Genomic DNA, 20,358 nt, shown 5'->3' with positions numbered 1-20,358 from the left:
CGCCTTCGTGCTAAAGCAAAGAGCGTCTCCGGTCCACCACCGAAAACGGCAAATGGCGGCGCTGCCGAAAAAAATGCGCAAGCTGTTGCAATGTCATGAAAATTACATGGGCTCCATGGTGTTTTCCGGCGAGCCCGGATCGGCTAGGAAGGAACGGCGGAACGATCCGGCGGAGACCCCATGGCACCCCTTCCCATCCTGCGCTATCCCGACCCGCGGCTGAAGGCCCGCTCGGTCGAGATCGGCCGCTTCGACGCCCGCCTCGCGACGCTTGCGGCGGACCTCGCCGAGACGATGCGCGCCGCTCCCGGCATCGGCATCACCGCCGCCCATGCGGGCATCCTCGAGCGGCTGGTCGTCATCGAGCTCGACGGTCCCGCCTCCACCCGCGTCTACGTCAACCCGGCGATCGAGTGGTCCTCGCCCGAGACCGCGCAGCACGCCGAGGGCAGCGTCTCCATGCCCGGCGTCACCGACACCGTCGAGCGCCCCGCCCGCGTGCGCGTCCGCTATCGCGACCTCTCGGGCGGGGAGCATGTCGAGGAAGCGGGCGGCCTGCTGTCCGTCTGCCTGCAGCACGAGATCGACCAGCTCGACGGCATCTTCTGGATCGAGCGCCTGTCGCGGCTGAAGCGGGAGCGGATCGTCAAGAGATATCGGAAGATGCGGGATTGAACCGGCGCATGAATTTACGCTATTGGCGTATTTTCTTTGCGAAGAATACGCCGATGGCGTATATGGACCCATGAAGGTCGTCCGAACCAGGCGCTATCTGAAGGACATGAAACGGATCGGCGCCTCGGCGGCCGACATGATGGCCGTGGAACAGGCGATCGCCTCCAATCCTGCGGCCGGCGACGTCATTCAGGGGCTCGGCGGCATCCGCAAGATACGTTTCCGCCTCGGTAGCCGCGGCAAGAGCGGAGGCGGGCGTGCCATCTACTTCCTGATGATCTCCGAGGAATGGCCCTGCTGCTCACAGCCTACGCCAAGAACGAGAAAGCCGATCTTTCGAGCGCCGATCGCAAGGCTCTGCTCGCCCTGATCAAGGAGTTGAACAATGACTGACAAGCGAACCGAGCTCGGCACCGCCATCGAGGAGGGCCTCAGGGAAGCCCTCGCCTGGAAGCGCGGCGAAATCGCACTCGAAGCCGTGAACGTCGATCCGATGCCGGCCGAGCGCATTCGCGCCATTCGCAAGAAAGTCGCAAGGTCCGCGAAAGAGTTCGAGCGCCGCTTCGGCATACCGGCGGCAACCGTCAGCAACTGGGAACAGGGACGCCGGTCCCCCGATCCTGCCGGACGCCTCCTCCTGAAGGTCCTCGAACGGCATCCCGAGATCGTCGAAGCCGCCGCGCAGGTCGCTTGACCACGCTTCCTCAGGCGGGACGGAACAACAAAAAACCCGGCTCGAAGCCGGGTTCTTGGTGCGGTCGAGAAGACTCGAACTTCCACGGGTTGCCCCACAGCGACCTCAACGCTGCGCGTCTACCAATTCCGCCACGACCGCATCGTGGTAGATGCCGAATTGCTCCGGCGCGGCTGCATGTAGCAAAAGCCTCTGGGGTGCACAAGGCCGTCCGACAAGAAAAGTGACGAAAAGCCGAACAATTTCAACAGGCCCCGGGCACCGCCCGCGAAAGCCCTGAAATCCTTGCATCTTCGCGCCCATATCTGGCAGAACGGACCGGAAGAAGGACACTCGGATGCAACGCCAAGACATTTCCCTATCCCTCCTCGCGCCGGCCGGCGCCGCCCCCGTGCGCTGGCGCGTGGCGCGCGATCTCGTGCCCTACGATCGCGCCGTCGAGACCATGGAGGCCGAGGCGGAGGCGATCGCCCGGGGCGAGGCCGACGAGCTCGTCTGGCTCGTGGAGCACCCGCCTCTCTACACCGCCGGCACCAGCGCGGATGCGGCCGACCTCGTCGCGCCCGACCGCTTCCCGGTCTTCGCCACGGGGCGCGGCGGCGAATACACCTATCACGGCCCCGGCCAGCGCGTCGTCTACGTCATGCTCGACCTGAAGCGCCGCCGCCCGGACATCCGCGCCTTCGTGGCGGGGCTCGAATCGGTGGTGATCGGCGCGCTCGCGGCCATGAACGTGCGCGGCGAGCGGCGGGAGGATCGCGTCGGCGTCTGGGTGCGCCGGCCAGAGCGCCCGCCGCTTCCCGACGGTTCGCCCGCGGAGGACAAGATCGCCGCGATCGGCATCCGGCTGCGCCGCTGGGTGAGCTTCCACGGCTTCTCGCTCAACGTCGATCCCGACCTCGAGCATTTTTCCGGCATCGTGCCCTGCGGCATCCGCGGCTACGGCGTCACCAGCCTGGTCGACCTCGGCCTGCCGGTGATGATGAGCGACGTCGACATGCGCATCCGCGAATCCTTCGAGCGCGTGTTCGGCCCGACGGTGACGGATCACTCGTAGGCGACGGGCCGCGCGGCGCGCCGCACCTTCTGCTCGCGCCAGATGATGAAGAGGCCGGAGGCGACGATGACGGCGATGCCGAGCCACTTCGAGGGGCTCGGGAAATCGCCGAAGATGGCATAGCCGAGCACGACGCCGGAGATGATCTCGAAATACTGGAACGGTGCCAGCAGCGAGAGCGGCGCCAGCCGGAAGGCGCGCACCACGAGGATGTGGCCGTAGCCCGACAGCGAGCCGAGGACGAGAAGCAGCGCGAGGCCCAGCCACGACGTCGGCAGCGAGGGCACGAAGTCGACGGCTCCCGCCGCGTTGCCGGCGCTGAGCGCGCCGCCGACGAAGAGCACGCCGCCGAAGCCCGCGACCGTCTGCATGGTCAGCGGCGAATCGGCCTCGCCGATCGCCCGGTTCATGAAGAGATAGAGCGAGAACAGGAAGGCGCAGCCGACCGGCAGCAGCGCCGTCCAGCCGAACAGCGCGAAGCTCGGCTGGATGACGATCAGCGCGCCGCCGAAGCCGACGACGATGGCGAGCCAGCGCCGCCAGCCGACCTTCTCGCCGAGGAAGGCCGCCGACATCGCCGTCAGGATGAAGGGCTCGACGAAATAGATGGCGAAGACGTCGGCGAGCGGCATGTACTTGACCGCCGTGAAGAAGAGCAGGCTCGCCGCCCCGTGCAGCGCGCCGCGCAGGAGGTTCATCCACGGCCGCTTCGGCTTGAGCGACGCCGCGCCCGCGACGGTGAACAGCAGCGGCAGCGTGAAGAGGATCTGGAAGAAGAAGCGGTAGAACGTCACCTGCCCCGGCGACATGCCCTCGACGGTCGCCATGTACTTGGCGATCGCGTCCATGCAGGGCAGCACGGTCATCGCGCCCATCATCAGCGCCACGCCCTTCATGGTCTCCGATCCCGCAGACCCATGCTCCGTCGATGCGCCGCTCGTCATGCCCTGTTCCTTCGTGAGCCCCCTGCATATCGCTTTTGCCGCGTCTGGCAATCCGCAAAATGCAGCGATCCCCGAGCGGCACGGCACGGCGCGTTCGGGGTAGCGGCGTGCGGGCCGCCGCCTGTATCCTCGGGGCGCAGAACAACGGAGAGACCACGATGACCTTTTCCGGAGAAAGCAACACGATCCCCTTCCCCGTGATGCGCACCGATTCCGACACGCTCGGCGGGCGGATCTGGCGGGCGCGCGACGCCCTCGGCCTGACGCTGGCGGACCTCGCCGCCCGGCTCGGCCTGCCGGAGGAGACGGTCGGCGAATGGGAATGCGACCGCGCCGAGCCGCGCGCTGACGCGCTTGCCCGGCTTGCGGGCGTGCTGTCGGTCGCCCCCTCCTGGCTGGTCGCCGGCATCGGCGGGGCGCCGTCCCTTCTGCCCGACGGCGACGAGATGCGCCTCGTCCACCGCCATCTCGACGCGGTACGCCGCCTGCACGAGGAGACGGGCGAGGCGATCGCCGCGCTGGAAGCCGAGATCGCCCGCCTCGCCGGAAGAAGCCGCGGCTGATTTCGGCATCCATGCACTTGAGACGGCGGGCCGGCTCTGCGATGGTCGGCCGGAACGCGAATCCGGAAGAGGGAGAAAGACGATGGACGTACGCGCCGCGGTTGCCGTGCAGGCTGGGAAGCCGCTGGAGATCATGACCGTGCAGCTGGAAGGCCCGCGCGAGGGCGAGGTGCTGATCGAGGTCAAGGCGACCGGCATCTGCCACACCGACGAGTTCACGCTGTCGGGCGCCGACCCGGAAGGCATCTTCCCGGCGATCCTCGGCCACGAGGGCGCCGGCATCGTCGTCGACGTCGGACCGGGCGTCACGTCGGTCAGGAAGGGCGACCACGTCATCCCGCTCTACACGCCGGAATGCCGGTCCTGCCCGTCCTGCCTGTCGCGCAAGACGAACCTGTGCACCGCCATCCGCGCCACCCAGGGCCAGGGCCTGATGCCGGACGGCACCTCCCGCTTCTCGATCGGCAAGGACAGGATCTTCCACTACATGGGCTGCTCCACCTTCGCCAACTACACGGTGCTGCCGGAGATCGCCGTCGCCAAGGTCAATCCGGACGCGCCCTTCGACAAGATCTGCTACATCGGCTGCGGGGTGACGACCGGCATCGGCGCCGTCATCAACACGGCGAAGGTCGAGATCGGCTCGACGGCGATCGTCTTCGGGCTGGGCGGCATCGGCCTCAACGTCATCCAGGGCCTGAGGCTCGCCGGCGCCGACATGATCATCGGCGTCGACCTCAACGACGACAAGAAGGAATGGGGGACGCGCTTCGGCATGACGCATTTCGTCAATCCGAAGGCGGTGGACGGCGACGTCGTCGCCCATCTCGTCAACATGACGAAGCGCGGCGCCGACCAGATCGGCGGCGCCGACTACACCTTCGACTGCACCGGCAACACCAAGGTGATGCGCCAGGCGCTGGAATCCTCGCATCGCGGCTGGGGCAAGTCGGTGATCATCGGCGTCGCGGGTGCGGGTCAGGAGATCTCGACGCGTCCGTTCCAGCTCGTCACCGGCCGCACCTGGATGGGCACGGCCTTCGGCGGCGCGCGCGGGCGCACGGACGTGCCGAAGATCGTCGACTGGTACATGGAGGGCAAGATCCAGATCGACCCGATGATCACCCACACCATGCCGCTCGACGACATCAACAAGGGCTTCGACCTCATGCACGAGGGCAAGTCCATCCGGAGCGTCGTGGTCTACTGATATCCGGCGCGGATCCGTCCGGAGGGCCGCGGGCCTTCCGGGCGGCGATCGAGGAGGAAGCGATGAGAACCGCCGTCCGTCCGCAGGCCATGCGCACCGTCGTCACCCTTGCCGCCCTGCTCGCCGGCGCCGTTCCGGCCTCGGCCGGGCCCGAGGGCGCCTACGACATGACCGGCACGAATCCCGGCGACCGCAGCCCCTACACCGGCACGATCCTCGTCGAGAGGACCGGCGAGACCTATGCCGTCACCTGGCGCTTCGGCAGCGACGAGACGCAGGGCGTCGGCGTGCTTGCGGCCGGCGCCGGCGACACCTTCGCCGTCAGCTACGCCACGCCGAGCGGCCACGGCATCGCGCTCTACACGCGGCAGCCCGACGGCTCCTGGTCCGGTGCCTGGGCGAACGGGGGCGGAAAGGCGCTCGGGAGCGAGGTCTGGCGCCCGCGGGCAAGCGGCACGGCGACCCGCGGGGCGATCCCCGCGAACGACGCCGCGCCGCAGGACATGGGCGCGGTCCGCCCGTGACGACGGCCGAAGCGACACCGACCATCTACGTCGATGCCGACGCCTGCCCCGTGAAGGCGGAGATCCTCCGGGTCGGCGAGCGCCACGGCCTGCCCGTCGTCTTCGTCGCCAATTCGGGCCTGCGCCCGTCGCGCGACCCGATGGTCCGCAACGTCGTCGTCTCCGGTGCCTTCGACGCGGCCGACGACTGGATCGCCGGGCATGCCGGGCCGGGCGACATCGTCGTCACCGCCGACGTGCCGCTCGCCGGGCGCTGCGTGGCCGCCGGCGCCCATGTCACCGGCCCGTCCGGCCGCCTGTTCGACCGGAGCAACATCGGCATGGCGACCGCCCTGCGCGACCTCGGCGCCCACCTGCGCGAGACGGGCGAGAGCAAGGGCTACAACGCCGCCTTCACGCCCCGCGACCGCTCGGCCTTCCTGGAGACGCTGGACCGGCTCTGCCGGCGCGCGAAGAACGAGAGGCAGGGCCGATGACCGGCCGGCACATGCCGTTCTATGCGGGGATCGGCGCGGCCGGCGTCGCGCTCGCGCTCGTCCTTGGCCTCGCCCCGAACCTTGCGGTCGAGATCCCGGCCGTCGCCTTCTTCCTCGCCTATCTCGTGCTCACCTTCCGCCGCCTCTCCTCGCTCACCGCCGAGCGGCTGGAGCGGCATGCCGTCGACGCCGACGAGCCGGTGTGGATCATCCTCGCCGTCACGCTCGCCGCCGTCGCGGTCTCGGTCGCCTCGCTCTTCTCCGTGCTCAACGCCGCGCGCGCGGCGTCGCTCGCCGAGCTCCTGCTCGCCTTCGCCTCCGTGGCGCTCGGCTGGCTGACGATCCACCTGATGGCGGCGATGCACTACGCCCATCTCTACTGGCGCCCCTCGCGCGCCGGGAGCGGCACCCGCGAGGGACTGGACTTCCCGCGCACCGACCGCCCCTCCGCCTGGGACTTCGTCTATTTCGCCTTCGTCATCGGCATGACCGCGCAGACCTCCGACGTCGCCATCACCACGACGGCGATGCGCAGGGTCAACCTGCTGCACGCCGTCGTCTCCTTCTTCTTCAACACCGTGCTGGTCGCCGCCGCCGTCAACGCGGCCGTCTCGCTCGCTTCCTGATTTCCACAGATACGGAGCTTCCCATGAAAGTGCTTTCCCAGAACCAGGCCTTCGGCGGCATGCAGGGCGTGTTCGCCCATCAATCCGAGGCCTGCAACTGCGAGATGACCTTCGCCGTCTTCGTGCCGCCGCAGGCGATCGCCGAGCCGCGGCCGGTGCTGTGGTATCTCTCCGGCCTCACCTGCACCCATGCCAACGTCATGGAGAAGGGCGAATACCGCCGCATGGCCGCCGAGCTCGGCCTCGTCGTCGTCTGCCCGGACACGAGCCCGCGCGGCAACGACGTGCCGGACGAGCTCACCAACTGGCAGATGGGCAAGGGTGCCGGCTTCTATCTCGACGCCACCGAGAAGCCCTGGGCCGAGAACTACCGCATGTACAGCTACGTCACCGGGGAACTGCCGGATTTCGTCAGCCAGCATTTTCGCATGGACATGGAGCGCCAGGGCATCTTCGGCCATTCCATGGGCGGGCACGGCGCCATGACGATCGCGCTCAAGAACCCCGACCGCTTCAGGAGCTGCTCGGCCTTCGCCCCGATCGTCGAGCCGTCGACGGCCGATTGGTCGGCCCCCGCCTTCGAGAAATATCTCGGCCCCGACCGCAAGGCTTGGCGGGAGTACGACGCCTGCGCGCTGGTCGCCGACGGCGCGCGCTTCCCGGAATTCCTGATCGACCAGGGCAAGGCCGACGGCTTCCTCGAGAACGGCCTGCGCCCGTGGCTGTTCGAGAAGGCGGTCGAGGGCAGGGGCATCGGGCTGACGCTGCGCATGCACGAGCGCTACGACCATTCCTACTATTTCATCTCGACCTTCATGGACGACCATCTCAAGTGGCATGCCGAGCGGCTTCTCGCCTGAGCAGGATGCCATGGCGGGGGCGCATGGCTCGCCTGCGTCCCCCGATCTTGCCGATGCCGCTCCGTTCGGCGATAGTGCAACCGGCAGACGGCTGCCGCCGGAGGACGAATCCGGTCACGAACGCGGGGACGGCCTCGCTCCCTTGAAACGGAGTCAGGTTTCATGTCCTGGATACTTCTCACGCTCGCCGGCCTTCTCGAGATCGGCTGGGCCATAGGCCTCAAATATACCGACGGCTTCACGCGGCCGCTGCCGACCGCGCTCACCGCCGTCTCGCTCGTCGCGAGCATGGTTCTGCTCGGGCTTGCCGTGAAGACGCTGCCGATGGGCACGGCCTATGCCGTGTGGACCGGCATCGGCACGGTCGGCACGGCGATCCTCGGCATCGTCCTCTTCGCCGAGCCGGTGACGGCGATGCGCCTCGGCTGCATCGCCCTCATCGTCCTCGGCATCCTCGGCCTGAAATTCGTCGCCTGAGCCTCACGCCCGGCGGGTGTCGAGCGCCCAGGCGCCCGGCCCCGCCGCGGTCAGGTAGAGGAAGACGAAGCAGAACAGGATCGCCGCGTCGCCGTGGTTGTTGACCGGGAAGAAGTTCTGCGGCGCATGCGCCATGAAATAGGCGACCGCCATGAAGCCCGACAGCACGAAGGCGACGGGCCGCGTGAGGAAGCCGACGAGGATCGCGAGTCCCCCGAGGATCTCCAGCGCCGCCGCCACGAGCATCAGCCCCGACAGGCTGCCGAACGGCTGGGCGGCCGCCGGGAAATCGAAGGCCTTCTGCGTTCCGTGCTCGATGAAAAGCAGCGCCGCCATGATTCTCAGCACGGCCAGCGCCTGCGGGCGATAGGTCGAAAGCCGGTCGAACATGTCCATTCCGCATCTCCTCTCGGGTTGTCAGAGGAGGGCATTGTCGTGTTTCTCCCGGCGATTTTCCAGAGGCTTGTTGCGCAGCACTCAGTCGCAGCTGATCGTGCGCGTGACGACGCAGGGCGCGACCTTCTGCTTCGAGCCGGCCGGCAGCGCGCGCGAGCGCACCGTCAGCGCCGCCTCCGTCGGGATGACGAGCGGCCGCTTGTCGGCGGAATAGGCGTGCATCGAGCTGCGGGCCGAGGTCCGGCGTTCCCTGCCCGCGTGCTTGCGGCCCTTGCCGGCACGCTTGCCGACCGCCTTTACGGCCTTCACCGGCGCGAGATTGTAGGCGATCGCCACGCGCCGGGCGATCGCCTCGGCGAGTGCCGCGTCGCGGCCGCGGCCTTCCATGAAGCTGTTGACGGTGAGGCTGCGCCGCTGGGCGGTTCCGCCCTTCAGGCCGGAGACGGTGATTGCGACCGCCGCCGCGTTGTGGCCGTCGGCGCCGAACACGACGCGCGAGACGCGCACGTCCATCTGCGCGCGCTCGAGCTGCACCGGGCGCCGCGTCGCCCGGGCGGCCGCGCGCAGATATTCGCCGGTGCGCTTCAGCACCGTCGGCGAGGCCGTGCCGTCGCCGCTGACGACGACCTTGCGGATGTCCTTGACGGGATGGGCCTCCACGGCGCCGGCGCCGGCCGGCAGGGTGAGGAGGAGGCAGGCGGAGAGAAGGATGCGGAAGAGATGCTGCATGAAACTGTCCGGTATGCGATGTCGAAGGAAACCCGCCCCGCTCGCACGGGCCCGGGGGTTGCGGCGATCCCGGCGTCTAGCGGGGGATTTCGAAAAGCACGGCGGCGGCGACGTCCATCTCCTCGCGCCGCAGTTCGCGGCGGCGGAAGGCCTCCTCGTCGGTGCCCCAGTGCTCGATCTGCCAGTCCTCGTCGATATGGGCGAGCGTCCAGGCCCGCTCGGCGTTCACCACGCCTTCCGCGAGCGCCAGCGCGATCAGCGCCGAGCCGGTGAGCGTGGTGACGGTGTGCAGGCAGGCGAGCGCCAGCGGATCGCGCCAGGCGTCGAGCGCGGCGGAGAAGGCGACGAGCGCCTGCGGCGGCTGTTCCCGGTGCATCACGCCCTCCACGAGGATGAAGCGCGCGCCCTTGGCGTCGGCCGCCCAGCGGATGAGCGGGTCCCAGCCCTCGCGCTGGCGCGCGACGAGACCCTCCGGCGAATCGGCGCGGTAGCAGAGGAGGTCCGTGCCGGCGAAGCGCAGGATTTCCTCGAACACCGCATCGAGATTGGCCGAAACGCCGTCGACGGCGGTGTTGACGAGGCGCGTCACCGGCATCTTCGCCGGGTCGATCTCCTCGGCCTGCGCGTCCCATTCGGCGGCGAGCCGCTCGGCGATGGCAAGCGCCGGCACGGCGAGCAGCTTCTTGGCCGGCGTGCGCACCGGCCGGCCGTCGAGCAGGATGCCGTAGCCGCCCTCCACCGCGCCGGACGTGGCCGCCTTGTAGAACCGCTTCGGCAGCGGCCGCTTCATCTGGATCTGCGCGCGGCGCACCGGATCGGGATCGCTCATCGCCTCGGAAAGATCGCCCAGGATGTCACGCATCGGAAATCTCCAGCCATTCGAGAAGGTCGGCGGGGGTCCTGAGGATATGGTCCGCGCCGGCCTCCACCAGCTCGGGCACGGAGGCATAGCCCCAAGCGACGCCGATTGCCGCCGCCCCTGCCGCCTTCGCCATCTGCATGTCGTAGACCGCGTCGCCGACGACGACGGTGCGCGCCGTGTCGATCCCCGCCTCGCCGCAGCATTCCGTCACCATCGCCGGATGCGGCTTGGACGGGCAGTCGTCGGCCGTGCGCGAGACGAAGAAGGTGCGCTCGAAGCCGTGCGTCGCGCGGATGAGGTCGAGGCCGCGACGGGATTTGCCTGTGACGGCCCCGAGCAGCATCGCCTCCTCGCGCTCCAGCCGCGCCATCATGCCGGCGATGCCGGGAAAGAGAGGCTCCTGGAAGCCCGGCTCGGCGCGCACGCCGAGATAGATCGCCTTGTAATGGGCGGTCATCGCCAGCGCCTCGTCGTCGACATGCGGCCGGCCGAGCAGGCGGGCAATCGCGATGTCGAGCGTCAGCCCGATGATCGCCTTGGTCTCGGCGAGCGCAGGGCGGCGATGGCCGTGGTCGGCGAAGGTGCGCGCCATCACCTCGTGGATCAGCCCGGCGCTGTCGACGAGCGTGCCGTCGCAATCGAAAAGGACGAGCCGCATCAGTCGTCTCCGTCCGCCGCGCTCTGGTCGAAGCCGAACAGGTTCCAGGTCTGCACCATGTGCGGCGGCAGCGGCGCCGTCACCCTGAGCCGCCCGCCGGACGGATGCGGGATGTCGATATGGCGGGCATGGAGATGCAGGCGGTTCTGCACGCCGCCCGGAAAGGTCCAGTTGGTGTCGGCCTCGAAATATTTCGGGTCGCCGAGGATCGGATGGCCGATATGGGCGGCGTGGACGCGCAGCTGATGGGTGCGCCCCGTATAGGGCTCCATCTCCAGCCAGGCGAAGGTCTGACCGGCCTGCTCGACGATGCGGTAGTAGGAGACCGCGTGGTCGGCCCCCTCCTCGCCGTGCTTGGCGATGCGCATGCGGTCGCCGTCCGGCGTCTGCTCCTTGACGAGCCAGGTCGAGATCTTGTCCTCGCGCTTGCGCGGCACGCCCTTGACCACCGCCCAATAGGTTTTCTTCGTGTCGCGCTCGCGGAAGGCGGTGGCAAGCTTCTGCGCGGCGCCGCGCGTGCGGGCGACGACGAGCACGCCGGACGTGTCGCGGTCGAGCCGGTGCACGAGGCGCGGCTTCTCGCCCTTCGGGCTGGTCCAGGCCTCCAGCATCTTGTCGATGTGCCGGGTGACGCCCGAGCCGCCCTGCACGGCGATGCCGGCCGGCTTGTTGAGCACGAACACCTTGTCGTCCTCGTGCAGCAGCATGCGCGAGAGCAACTCGCCGTCGGGCGAATGTTTCAGGTCGCGCCCGCCGATCGGCCCGGCCTTCGTCCCCCTGGCGTCGACTTCCATCGGCGGGATGCGGATCGACTGGCCCGGCTGGACGCGGGTGTCGCTCTTCACCCGCCCGCCGTCGACGCGGATCTGGCCGGAGCGCAGCAGCTTCTGCAGCTGGCCGAAGCCGAGGCCCGGATAGTGGACCTTGAACCAGCGGTCGAGCCGCATGCCCGCCTCCTCGCCGTCCACCTGCCTGTGTTCGATGCCTGCCATCTTCGCCTTCTTTCGTTGCGCGGTGCTTTAGCGCAAGTTCCGGCCAAGGGGAAGGTTGCTCAGAAGGCGCGGAAGGTGAGCGTCGTCAGCGACCGGACGATGCCGGGGATCGAAGCGACGTGGTCGTTGATGAACTTGCCGATGTCCTCCTCACTGTCGACGTAGATCTTCAGGAGCAGGTCGTAGTCGCCGCTGGTCGAGTAGAGCTCGGAGATGAGTTCCGTAGCGTAAAGGGCGTCGGCAACCTCGTAGGTCTTGCCCGGAGCGCATTGCAATTGCACGAAAATCGGCTTCATCGCTATCCTCCCGCCGGTGGCGGCATCCGTTCGGCCGCGCGATTCCGGCGGCCCGTCGCCTCCTTATGGCGGAAGTGCGCCCGCCCTGGCAAGGGCGCGCAAGAGCGCCCCGCGATCGTTAAAAGACCGCTAAAATGCAACCGCCGATCTTCATGTCCGCGAAAGTCGCAAATGATAAATTGCAGGACCACGAACGAGCGACGTCGAGCACCATGACCCAGATCGTCACCGTATCGCCGACGACGGCAGCCTATGCATCGCAGGCCATGAAGCCCGAGGCGCGCAACCGCACGCCCTTCGAGCAGCGCATCCATATGTGGAGCGAGGATGCCCGGGTGAGCGGCGACGCGCGCACGCTCGCCCTCGTCACGCTGATCAAGCCGCCCGCCCTGGCGCTGGCGCTGATCACCGCCGCCGGCGAGCCGCAGCGCACGCTCGCCGAGGCCCAGCGCCTCTACGACGAGAACGCCGGCTAGCCGCCGGCGGCATCGGTCCGCCCCCTTCTCCGCCTACGACAAAAAATTGTTCGCACGCGACGCTTCGCTCTTGCCAAAGCCGAGGCAAGCCCGTTATCTGGAGCCGACCTCGCTGGGAGAAACCGGCCGCCCTGCCGAAGGGCATGGCCGGTGCCGAAGGAGCAACCGCCCCGGAAACTCTCAGGCAAAAGGACCAGCAAGGTGCCGTCAGGAACTCTGGAGAGTGGCGCGCAAGCGCCCGCCGAAGGGATAACAATCTCAGGCGAAGGGACAGAGGGGGCTCAGGAGAGCGGCGCATCCGCGCCGAGATTGTGAGCCGGTGCCCTCGACAAGAGACGGGCGCCACGACCGGAGGGCGCCTTTTGGACGGACCGTCAGACCTCAAGAAAACCCCGCTTCACGCGCTGAACCTCTCGCTCGGCGCCCGCATGGTGCCGTTCGCCGGCTACGAGATGCCGGTGCAATATGCGGCGGGCGTCATGAAGGAGCACCAGCACACCCGCGCCGCCGCCGGCCTGTTCGACGTCTCGCACATGGGCCAGGTGACGGTGCGCGCCCGCTCCGGCGACAATGCCGATGCAGCCCGCGCGCTGGAGACGCTGGTGCCGGTGGACGTCGCCGGCCTCGCCGAGGGCCGCCAGCGCTACGCGCTCTTCACCAATGACGACGGCGGCATCCTCGACGACCTGATGATCGCCAACCGCGGCGACCATTTCTACGTCGTGGTCAACGCCGCCTGCAAGGAGGCCGACGTCGCCCACATGCAGGCGAAGATCGGCGACCGCTGCGAGATCGTGCTCCACGACGACCGCGCGCTGGTCGCGCTGCAGGGCCCGCATGCCGAGGCCGTGCTCGCCGAGCTCTGGGCCGACGTCTCCTCGATGCGCTTCATGGACGTGCGCGCCTGCGACCTGCACGACGCCGACTGCATCGTCTCGCGCTCCGGCTACACCGGCGAGGACGGTTTCGAGATCTCGGTGCCGGCCGCGCTTGCCGAGGGCGTCTGTCGCCGCCTGCTCGACCATCCGGACGTGCTGCCGATCGGGCTCGGTGCGCGCGATTCGCTGCGCCTCGAAGCCGGCCTCTGCCTCTACGGCAACGACATCGACACGAAGACGACGCCCGTCGAGGCGGCGCTGGAATGGGCGATCCAGAAGGTCCGCCGCAAAGGCGGCGCGCGCGAAGGCGGCTTCCCCGGCGCGGGCGTCATCCTCGAACAGCTCGAAAACGGCGCGTCCCGCCGCCGCGTCGGCCTCAGGCCGGAGGGCCGCGCGCCGGTGCGCGCCGGCGCGGTGCTCGCCACCGACCCAGAGGGCGAGGACATCGTCGGCACCGTCACCTCCGGCGGCTTCGGCCCGAGCGTCGACGGCCCGGTCGCCATGGGATTCGTCTCCACGAGCGCGGCGGACATCGGCACGCAGCTCTACGCCGGCGTGCGCGGAAAATTCCTGCCGGTCGCCGTGGCGGCGACGCCCTTCGTCAAGAACACCTTCAAACGCTGACAGATATGCGCGCTTCGCCCCCCTCATCCGCCTGCCGGCACCTTCTCCCCGCTGGGGAGAAGGTGAAAAAGGCAAGCTCCGGCGTCCCCTTCTCCCCTCGGGGGAAAGGGAACCCGAAGGGCCGGATGAGGGGGCCCGATCACAGAACCTTCCCATAGAGAGGAACAACTATGCTGAAATTCACCGAAGAGCACGAGTGGCTGAAGATCGAGGGCGACGTCGCGACCGTGGGCATCACCACGCATGCGGCCGAACAGCTCGGCGACCTCGTCTTCGTCGAGCTGCCCGAGGTCGGCGCGACCTTCTCCAAGGGCGGCGACGCGGCCACCGTCGAGAGCGTCAAGGCGGCCTCCGACGTCTATTGTCCGCTCGACGGCGAGATCGTCGAGATCAACGAGGCGATCACGAGCGACCCCTCCCTCGTCAATTCCGATCCGCAGGGCGCCGGCTGGTTCTTCAAGCTGAAGCTCGCCAACGCGGCCGACGCCGACGCCCTGCTCGACGAGGCCGCCTACAAGGAGCTTGTCGGCTGATGTCTCTTCCCAAGGATTTCGCCTTCACCGACTACCAGCCCTACGACTTCGCCAACCGCCGCCACATCGGCCCCTCGCCGAAGGAGATGGAGGCGATGCTGAAGGTGATCGGCTACGACAGCCTCGACGCGCTGATCGACGACACCGTGCCGCGCTCGATCCGGCAGGAGAAGCCGCTCGAATGGGGCGCGCCGATGACCGAGCGCGAGGCGCTCGACAAGCTGCGCGAGACGGCCAACCGCAACGTCAAGCTCGTCTCGCTGATCGGCCAGGGCTACTACGGCACGATCACGCCGCCGGTCATCCAGCGCAACATCCTGGAGAACCCCGCCTGGTACACGGCCTATACGCCCTACCAGCCGGAGATCAGCCAGGGGCGCCTCGAAGCGCTCATCAACTACCAGACCATGGTCTGCGACCTGACCGGCCTCGACGTCGCCAACGCCTCGCTGCTCGACGAGGCGACGGCCGCCGCCGAGGCCATGGCCATGGCCCAGCGCGTGGCGAAATCCAGGGCCAACGCCTTCTTCGTCGACGAGAACTGCCATCCGCAAACGATCGCGCTCGTCAGGACCCGCGCGGAACCGCTCGGCTGGCAGGTGATCGTCGGCGATCCCTTCGCCGACCTCGATCCCGTCGACGTGTTCGGCGCGATCTTCCAGTATCCCGGCACCTACGGCCATGTCCGCGATTTCTCGGGGCTGATCGCCCGCCTCCACCAGACCGGCGCCATCGCCGTCATCGCCGCCGATCCGCTGGCGCTGGCGCTCCTGAAGTCGCCCGGCGACATGGACGCCGACATCGCCGTCGGCTCGACGCAGCGCTTCGGCGTGCCGGTGGGCTACGGCGGGCCGCATGCGGCCTACATGGCGGTGAAGGACGCCTACAAGCGCTCGATGCCCGGCCGCCTCGTCGGCGTCTCCATCGACGCGCGCGGCAACCGCGCCTACCGCCTGTCGCTGCAGACCCGCGAGCAGCACATCCGCCGCGAGAAGGCGACGTCGAACATCTGCACCGCACAGGTGCTGCTCGCCGTCATGGCCTCGATGTACGCCGTGTTCCACGGGCCGGAAGGGCTGAAGGCGATCTCGCAGAGCGTGCACCAGAAGACGGTTCGCCTCGCCATGGGGCTGGAGAAGCTCGGCTTCACCGTCGAGCCCGAGGTGTTCTTCGACACGATCACCGTGCATGTCGGCAAGCTGCAGGGCGTCATCCTGAAGACGGCGGTCGCCGAGCAGGTGAACCTGCGCAGGATCGGCGACGACCGCATCGGCATCAGCCTCGACGAGCGCTCGCGCCCGGTCACGCTGGAGGCCGTCTGGCGCGCCTTCGGCGGCGATTTCGAGGTGGCGGAATTCGAGCCGGATTACCGGCTGCCGAAGGACCTGCTGCGCACGAGCAAGTACCTCACCCACCCGATCTTCCACATGAACCGGGCGGAGAGCGAGATGGTGCGCTACATCCGCCGGCTGTCGGACCGCGACCTCGCGCTCGACCGGGCGATGATCCCGCTCGGCTCCTGCACGATGAAGCTCAATGCGACGGCCGAGATGCTGCCGATCACCTGGCCGGAATTCTCCGAGATCCATCCCTTCGTGCCGGCCGACCAGGCGCAGGGCTACCGCCACCTGATCGAGGACCTGTCGCAAAAACTCTGCGACATCACCGGCTACGACGCCGTCTCCATGCAGCCGAATTCCGGCGCGCAGGGCGAATATGCCGGCCTGCTCACGATCCGCGCCTATCACCGCGCCAACGGCGACGCGCATCGCGACGTCTGCCTCATCCCGACCTCGGCGCACGGCACCAACCCGGCCTCCGCGCAGATGGCCGGCATGAAGGTCGTGGTCGTCAAGGTGTCGGAGAACGGCGACATCGACATGGAGGATTTCCGTGCGAAAGCAGAGCAGTACGCGGAAAACCTCTCCTGCTGCATGATCACCTACCCCTCCACGCACGGCGTCTTCGAGGAGAACGTGCGCGAGGTCTGCGAGATCGTCCACAAGCACGGCGGACAGGTCTACATGGACGGGGCGAACATGAACGCCATGGTCGGCCTCGCCCGGCCCGGCGACATCGGCTCCGACGTGTCGCACCTCAACCTGCACAAGACCTTCTGCATCCCGCACGGCGGCGGCGGCCCCGGCATGGGGCCGATCGGCGTCAAGGCGCACCTCGCCCCCTACCTGCCGGCGAACCCGGCCGCGGGCGAGGCCGGCGCGGTGTCGGCCGCGCCCTTCGGCTCGGCCTCGATCCTGCCGATCTCCTGGAGCTACTGCCTGATGATGGGCGGCGAAGGGCTGACGCAGGCGACCAAGGTGGCGATCCTCAACGCCAACTACATCGCCGCGCGGCTGAAGGGCGCCTATGACGTGCTCTACGCCTCGAAGAAGGGTCGCGTCGCGCACGAATGCATCATCGACACGCGGCCGCTCGCGGCGAGCGCCGGCGTCACCGTCGACGACGTCGCCAAGCGGCTGATCGACTGCGGCTTCCACGCGCCGACCATGAGCTGGCCGGTCGCGGGCACGCTGATGATCGAGCCGACCGAATCGGAGACCAAGGCGGAGATCGACCGCTTCTGCGAGGCGATGCTGGCGATCCGCGAGGAGGCCCGCGCCATCGAGGAGGGCCGGATGGACCGGGAGAACAACCCGCTCAAGAACGCGCCCCACACAGTGGAGGACCTCGTCGGCGAATGGGACCGGCCCTATACGCGCGAGCAGGCCTGCTATCCGCCGGGCGCCTTCCGGGTCGACAAGTACTGGTCGCCCGTCAACCGCGTCGACAACGTCTACGGCGACCGCAACCTCGTCTGCTCCTGCCCGCCGCTGGAGGACTACGCGGAAGCGGCCGAGTAACGGAACCCGGCCGGGCGCCGCACGCGCCCGGCCCTACTCCGCGGCACGGCGCGGGAAGGTCACGACGAAGCGCGCGCCCGGCCCGTAGCCCGCGTCGACCGTGATCGTGCCCTCATGGCTCTCGGCGATGCGCCGGGCGAGCGCGAGGCCGATGCCGGTCCCGTGATAGACCGTCTCGTCGCGGTGCAGCCTGTAGAAGACCTCGAAGATGCGCTCGGCATGCTGCGGCTCGATGCCGATCCCCTCGTCCTCGACGACGAAGCGCACGCCGTCCCGCTCCGCGTGCCCGTAGACGCGCACGCGCGGCGGCGTATCGGGGCGGCGGTATTTTATCGCGTTGCCGATGAGGTTCTGCGCCAGCCGCCGCAGGAGCTCCGGATCGCCCATCACCTCGGGCAGCGCGCCGACCTCGATCTCCGCCGCGCTCTCCGCGACGTGCCCCTCGAGCAAGGCGAGCGCGTCGCGCACCACCTCGGCGAGCGGAACCGGCCGCAGCTCGGCGATGTGCCAGGCGATCTGGGCATAGTCCAGCAGGCTGTCGATGATGCGCCGCATGCGCGCGGTGCTCTTGCGCAACTGCGCGGCATACTCCGGCACGTCATCGAAGCGGCCGGCATGCACGTCGTCGGCGATCATCTCGGAGAACATCGACAGATGGCGCAGCGGCGCCTTGAGATCATGCGACACCGTGGCGGTGAACTGGTCGAGCGCCTCGTTCTTCTTCTTCAGCTCCCGCGCCTGCGCCTCGAGCTTCTGGTGCTGGCGCTTGACCTCGGTGATGTCGCGGCCGATCGCCACGACCTCGCGGACCTTGCCGGCCTCGTCGAAGGTGGCGACGGAGGTCCACAGCACCCAGTGCTCGCTGCCGTCGGGGCCCTCGTAGCGATGCTCGCGCGTGCGGATCGGCGTGTCCGGCGACGAATCCAGCACGCTTTCCAGCACCTGCCGCTGCGCGGGCGTGCGGGCGAGCGACCAGAGGGTCGTGCCGATCATCCGCTCGGCCGTCATGCCGAAGCGCGCGGCATACTTGTCGTTGATGAAGCGGATCACCAGCCTGTCGTCGAAACGGATGATCATGTCCGGCAGGATCTGCAGCAGCGAGAGATATTCGCGCCGCTTCTCCTCCAGCTCCCTCTCCACCCGCTTGAGCGCCGTGACGTCGACGCGCAGCGCGGCGATGTCGCCGAGCGCGGTGCGATGGTTCTCGGCGCGCATCCAGCGGTCCTCGCCATAGGCGAAGACGACGCCGCCGGGCGCGGCGTTGCGCTGGTCGTTCAGCCGCGCCCGGAGGAAGGCCTCGCCGTCCAGCAGGCCCTCGCGGACGTCGCGATAGGTGCCGGCACGGATATTGGCGCGCAGGATCTCCTCCAGGCTCGCGCCGATGCGGACGGTGTCGCGCGCGTCCCCGCACATCTCCCTGAAGGTGCGGTTGAACATCACCAGCCGCTCCTCGCCGTCGAAGATGGCGAAGCCCTCCGGCACGCTGTCGAGCGCGGCGTTGACGCGCCGGCTCAGCGCCGCGTCGCCGTCGCGATTGCCCTCGCCGAGGCCGGGCAGGAGCAGCGCGTAGGCCGCGCCCGCCGTGCCGAGCGCGATCGCCTGCGCCATCGTCTCGAAAACGGAGCCGTCGGCGCGCAGGAAACGAAGGGGGCGAGCGGCGCCGTCCGCGGCATGGCGGGCAAGCATCCCCTCCGCCGCGCCGTCGAGAACGCGCCCGTCCGCGGGCTCGCCCGCCCCGCCGTCCCAGCCGAACGCGCGCCCGGCGGCGGCATTGCGCGAGAGGAGGCGCCCGTTGCCGTCGAGGACGAGCACGGGAAACGGCAGTTTCTCGTAGAGCGCGGCCGCAAAGCGGTCGCTCGAAGCAGTCTCGCCGGACACGCTCTCTCCTCCGCCGGTCGCGATTTCAGGCGGGCGACATCATGCCGGGATTCCGCGCCGAGGCAATGGCCGGCCGCGGAAAAGTCGAGGGAAAACAGGCGGGCGCCTCAGCCGGCGCGCACGGTCGGCCGGCCGGCGGCGGCAAGCGCCGCGAGATCGGCGGGCTTCAGCTCGACGGATTCGCCGCAGCCGCAGGCCGAGGTCTGGTTGGGGTTGCGGAAGGTGAAGCCGGAGCGCAGCGTCGTCACCTCGAAATCCATCTCGGTGCCGAGCAGGTAGAGCACGGCCTCGGGCGCGACCCAGACGCTGGCGCCGCTCTTCTCGACGAGGTCGTCCTTCGGATTGGGATCGGTGACGAGGTCGATGGCATATTCCATGCCGGCGCAGCCGCCCTTCTTCACGCCGACGCGGATGCCCTTCGCGTCCGCGCCCGCATTGGCGACGATCGCCTTGACGCGGTCCGCCGCCGCATCCGTGAGTGTCATGATGGCGAAGGCCATGATCGTCCGTCTCCTGCGCCGCCGGGTTCAAGGCCCGGGGCTTGCTCATTCCGAATCTAGTGAGATGAAGGCGCCGGATCAAGATGCCGGGCAGGCCCCTCATCCAGCTGCCGCCACCTTCTCCCCGCACGCGGGGAGAGGTCCCGGCAGCGGGATGAGGGGCACCTGCCGCGCCTTCTCAATACCAGCCGACGGCGACCTGCGCCTCCTCGGACATGCGGTCCGGCGTCCACGGCGGATCGAAGGTCATCGACACCTCGACGCCGGAGACGCCCTCGACCGCGCCGACGGCGTTCTCCACCCAGCCCGGCATCTCGCCGGCGACCGGGCAGCCGGGCGCCGTCAGCGTCATGTCGATCTTCACCATCCGGTCGTCCTCGATGTCGATCTTGTAGATCAGCCCGAGCTCGAAGATGTCGGCGGGGATTTCCGGGTCGTAGACGGTCTTCAGCGCGGCAATGATGTCGTCGGAGAGGCGCGCCAGCTCATCGGCGGGAATGGCCGAATTGACGATGCCCTCGCGGGCGTCGGTCTTGTCTTCGGTGGCGTCGGCGGACATGGGAAAACTC

At 68.7% G+C, this 20,358-nt stretch carries 25 protein-coding genes, 1 tRNA gene and 2 riboswitches; of the genes, 15 read left to right on the top strand and 11 right to left on the bottom strand.

Annotation, left to right across the window (positions count from 1 at the left end; genetic code table 11):
* Positions 1-180 precede the first annotated feature (180 nt).
* The 3 genes from NNZ72_RS07170 to NNZ72_RS07160 are packed head-to-tail and all read left to right on the top strand — an operon-like array spanning position 181 to position 1,369.
* On the top strand, positions 181-675 hold the full coding sequence (locus NNZ72_RS07170) for a peptide deformylase (RefSeq protein ID WP_257314473.1): 495 nt from the start codon (positions 181-183) through the stop codon (positions 673-675).
* 22 nt (positions 676-697) lie between these two features.
* Positions 698-1,045 (top strand): hypothetical protein, encoded by a 348-nt coding sequence (locus NNZ72_RS07165; RefSeq protein WP_257314472.1) that lies wholly within the window; start codon positions 698-700, stop codon positions 1,043-1,045.
* Positions 1,046-1,060: 15 nt separating this feature from the next.
* Complete coding sequence (locus NNZ72_RS07160) at positions 1,061-1,369, top strand: helix-turn-helix domain-containing protein (protein ID WP_257314471.1); 309 nt, start codon at positions 1,061-1,063, stop codon at positions 1,367-1,369.
* 56 nt (positions 1,370-1,425) lie between these two features.
* Here NNZ72_RS07160 and NNZ72_RS07155 read toward each other — a convergent pair.
* A tRNA-Leu gene (locus tag NNZ72_RS07155) sits at positions 1,426-1,510 on the bottom strand.
* Positions 1,511-1,706: 196 nt separating this feature from the next.
* On the opposite strand from NNZ72_RS07155, the gene lipB reads away from it, so the two are divergent.
* Positions 1,707-2,426, top strand: coding sequence for a lipoyl(octanoyl) transferase LipB (gene lipB / locus NNZ72_RS07150; protein WP_257314470.1), 720 nt, complete (start codon positions 1,707-1,709; stop codon positions 2,424-2,426).
* Here lipB and NNZ72_RS07145 read toward each other — a convergent pair.
* Complete coding sequence (locus NNZ72_RS07145; protein ID WP_257314469.1) at positions 2,417-3,370, bottom strand: DMT family transporter; 954 nt, start codon at positions 3,368-3,370, stop codon at positions 2,417-2,419. The two genes, lipB and NNZ72_RS07145, sit on opposite strands and share 10 nt — an antisense overlap.
* A gap of 158 nt (positions 3,371-3,528) precedes the next feature.
* Here NNZ72_RS07145 and NNZ72_RS07140 point away from each other — a divergent pair, with 158 nt between their 5' ends.
* From NNZ72_RS07140 to sugE, 7 genes are all read left to right on the top strand, one after another.
* Positions 3,529-3,933: a helix-turn-helix domain-containing protein gene (locus tag NNZ72_RS07140; RefSeq protein WP_257314468.1), complete on the top strand. Its 405-nt coding sequence runs from the start codon at positions 3,529-3,531 to the stop codon at positions 3,931-3,933.
* Between the two features lie 82 nt (positions 3,934-4,015).
* Positions 4,016-5,143: an S-(hydroxymethyl)glutathione dehydrogenase/class III alcohol dehydrogenase gene (locus NNZ72_RS07135; RefSeq protein WP_257314467.1), complete on the top strand. Its 1,128-nt coding sequence runs from the start codon at positions 4,016-4,018 to the stop codon at positions 5,141-5,143.
* 62 nt (positions 5,144-5,205) lie between these two features.
* Entirely contained in the window at positions 5,206-5,667 is a 462-nt protein-coding gene (locus NNZ72_RS07130; RefSeq protein WP_257314466.1) for a hypothetical protein, read from the top strand.
* On the top strand, positions 5,664-6,143 hold the full coding sequence (locus NNZ72_RS07125; protein ID WP_257314465.1) for a YaiI/YqxD family protein: 480 nt from the start codon (positions 5,664-5,666) through the stop codon (positions 6,141-6,143). The genes NNZ72_RS07130 and NNZ72_RS07125 overlap by 4 nt, the downstream gene beginning before the upstream one ends.
* Complete coding sequence (locus NNZ72_RS07120; protein ID WP_257314463.1) at positions 6,140-6,769, top strand: DUF1345 domain-containing protein; 630 nt, start codon at positions 6,140-6,142, stop codon at positions 6,767-6,769. The genes NNZ72_RS07125 and NNZ72_RS07120 overlap by 4 nt, the downstream gene beginning before the upstream one ends.
* Positions 6,770-6,792: 23 nt before the next feature.
* Complete coding sequence (gene fghA, locus NNZ72_RS07115) at positions 6,793-7,629, top strand: S-formylglutathione hydrolase (protein WP_257314462.1); 837 nt, start codon at positions 6,793-6,795, stop codon at positions 7,627-7,629.
* 162 nt (positions 7,630-7,791) lie between these two features.
* Positions 7,792-8,106 (top strand): quaternary ammonium compound efflux SMR transporter SugE, encoded by a 315-nt coding sequence (gene sugE / locus NNZ72_RS07110; RefSeq protein ID WP_257314461.1) that lies wholly within the window; start codon positions 7,792-7,794, stop codon positions 8,104-8,106.
* Between the two features lie 3 nt (positions 8,107-8,109).
* Here the strand turns inward: sugE and NNZ72_RS07105 are convergent, their stop codons facing one another.
* The 6 genes from NNZ72_RS07105 to NNZ72_RS07080 all read right to left on the bottom strand — a co-directional run bounded on the left by NNZ72_RS07105 (position 8,110) and on the right by NNZ72_RS07080 (position 12,039).
* Positions 8,110-8,502, bottom strand: coding sequence for a DoxX family protein (locus tag NNZ72_RS07105; RefSeq protein WP_257314460.1), 393 nt, complete (start codon positions 8,500-8,502; stop codon positions 8,110-8,112).
* A gap of 81 nt (positions 8,503-8,583) precedes the next feature.
* Positions 8,584-9,231 carry a hypothetical protein gene (locus NNZ72_RS07100; RefSeq protein ID WP_257314458.1) on the bottom strand — a complete coding sequence of 216 codons (648 nt, stop codon included), beginning with the start codon at positions 9,229-9,231 and terminating at the stop codon, positions 8,584-8,586.
* Between the two features lie 76 nt (positions 9,232-9,307).
* A complete protein-coding gene (locus tag NNZ72_RS07095; RefSeq protein WP_257314457.1) occupies positions 9,308-10,093 on the bottom strand; it encodes an ATP12 family chaperone protein in 786 nt (261 codons plus the stop codon).
* The gene (locus NNZ72_RS07090; protein ID WP_257314456.1) at positions 10,086-10,751 is read right to left on the bottom strand and encodes an HAD-IA family hydrolase; all 666 of its coding nucleotides are present in this window, start codon (positions 10,749-10,751) and stop codon (positions 10,086-10,088) included. Before NNZ72_RS07090 ends, NNZ72_RS07095 begins: the two co-directional genes overlap by 8 nt.
* The gene (locus NNZ72_RS07085) at positions 10,751-11,743 is read right to left on the bottom strand and encodes an RluA family pseudouridine synthase (protein ID WP_257314454.1); all 993 of its coding nucleotides are present in this window, start codon (positions 11,741-11,743) and stop codon (positions 10,751-10,753) included. Before NNZ72_RS07085 ends, NNZ72_RS07090 begins: the two co-directional genes overlap by 1 nt.
* Positions 11,744-11,802: 59 nt before the next feature.
* Entirely contained in the window at positions 11,803-12,039 is a 237-nt protein-coding gene (locus NNZ72_RS07080; RefSeq protein ID WP_024271053.1) for an Lrp/AsnC ligand binding domain-containing protein, read from the bottom strand.
* 212 nt (positions 12,040-12,251) lie between these two features.
* Between NNZ72_RS07080 and NNZ72_RS07075 the strand changes: the two genes are divergently transcribed.
* The 4 genes from NNZ72_RS07075 (at position 12,252) to gcvP (ending at position 17,411) form a co-directional block, all read left to right on the top strand.
* The gene (locus NNZ72_RS07075; RefSeq protein ID WP_257314451.1) at positions 12,252-12,515 is read left to right on the top strand and encodes a hypothetical protein; all 264 of its coding nucleotides are present in this window, start codon (positions 12,252-12,254) and stop codon (positions 12,513-12,515) included.
* A gap of 103 nt (positions 12,516-12,618) precedes the next feature.
* Positions 12,619-12,721, top strand: a riboswitch (glycine riboswitch).
* Positions 12,722-12,799: riboswitch (glycine riboswitch) on the top strand. It begins immediately after the preceding riboswitch.
* Between the two features lie 78 nt (positions 12,800-12,877).
* Positions 12,878-14,017 carry a glycine cleavage system aminomethyltransferase GcvT gene (gene gcvT / locus NNZ72_RS07070; protein ID WP_257314450.1) on the top strand — a complete coding sequence of 380 codons (1,140 nt, stop codon included), beginning with the start codon at positions 12,878-12,880 and terminating at the stop codon, positions 14,015-14,017.
* 170 nt (positions 14,018-14,187) lie between these two features.
* Positions 14,188-14,550 carry a glycine cleavage system protein GcvH gene (gcvH, locus tag NNZ72_RS07065; protein WP_257314449.1) on the top strand — a complete coding sequence of 121 codons (363 nt, stop codon included), beginning with the start codon at positions 14,188-14,190 and terminating at the stop codon, positions 14,548-14,550.
* On the top strand, positions 14,550-17,411 hold the full coding sequence (gene gcvP / locus NNZ72_RS07060) for an aminomethyl-transferring glycine dehydrogenase (protein ID WP_257314448.1): 2,862 nt from the start codon (positions 14,550-14,552) through the stop codon (positions 17,409-17,411). The genes gcvH and gcvP overlap by 1 nt, the downstream gene beginning before the upstream one ends.
* 33 nt (positions 17,412-17,444) lie before the next feature.
* Here gcvP and NNZ72_RS07055 read toward each other — a convergent pair whose 3' ends face one another.
* The 3 genes from NNZ72_RS07055 to NNZ72_RS07045 form a co-directional block, all read right to left on the bottom strand.
* Positions 17,445-19,289 carry a sensor histidine kinase gene (locus NNZ72_RS07055; protein ID WP_257314447.1) on the bottom strand — a complete coding sequence of 615 codons (1,845 nt, stop codon included), beginning with the start codon at positions 19,287-19,289 and terminating at the stop codon, positions 17,445-17,447.
* A 107-nt stretch (positions 19,290-19,396) separates the two neighbouring features.
* Complete coding sequence (gene sufA, locus NNZ72_RS07050; protein WP_257314446.1) at positions 19,397-19,789, bottom strand: Fe-S cluster assembly scaffold SufA; 393 nt, start codon at positions 19,787-19,789, stop codon at positions 19,397-19,399.
* A gap of 178 nt (positions 19,790-19,967) precedes the next feature.
* Positions 19,968-20,348 carry an SUF system Fe-S cluster assembly protein gene (locus tag NNZ72_RS07045; RefSeq protein ID WP_257314444.1) on the bottom strand — a complete coding sequence of 127 codons (381 nt, stop codon included), beginning with the start codon at positions 20,346-20,348 and terminating at the stop codon, positions 19,968-19,970.
* Positions 20,349-20,358 lie beyond the last annotated feature (10 nt).

This window comes from Shinella pollutisoli, assembly GCF_024609765.1.
In the GTDB taxonomy this organism is placed as follows: Bacteria; Pseudomonadota; Alphaproteobacteria; order Rhizobiales; family Rhizobiaceae; genus Shinella; species Shinella pollutisoli.
Note: the sequence above shows the minus strand (reverse complement) of the source record. Positions and strands in the feature narration are given on the sequence as shown.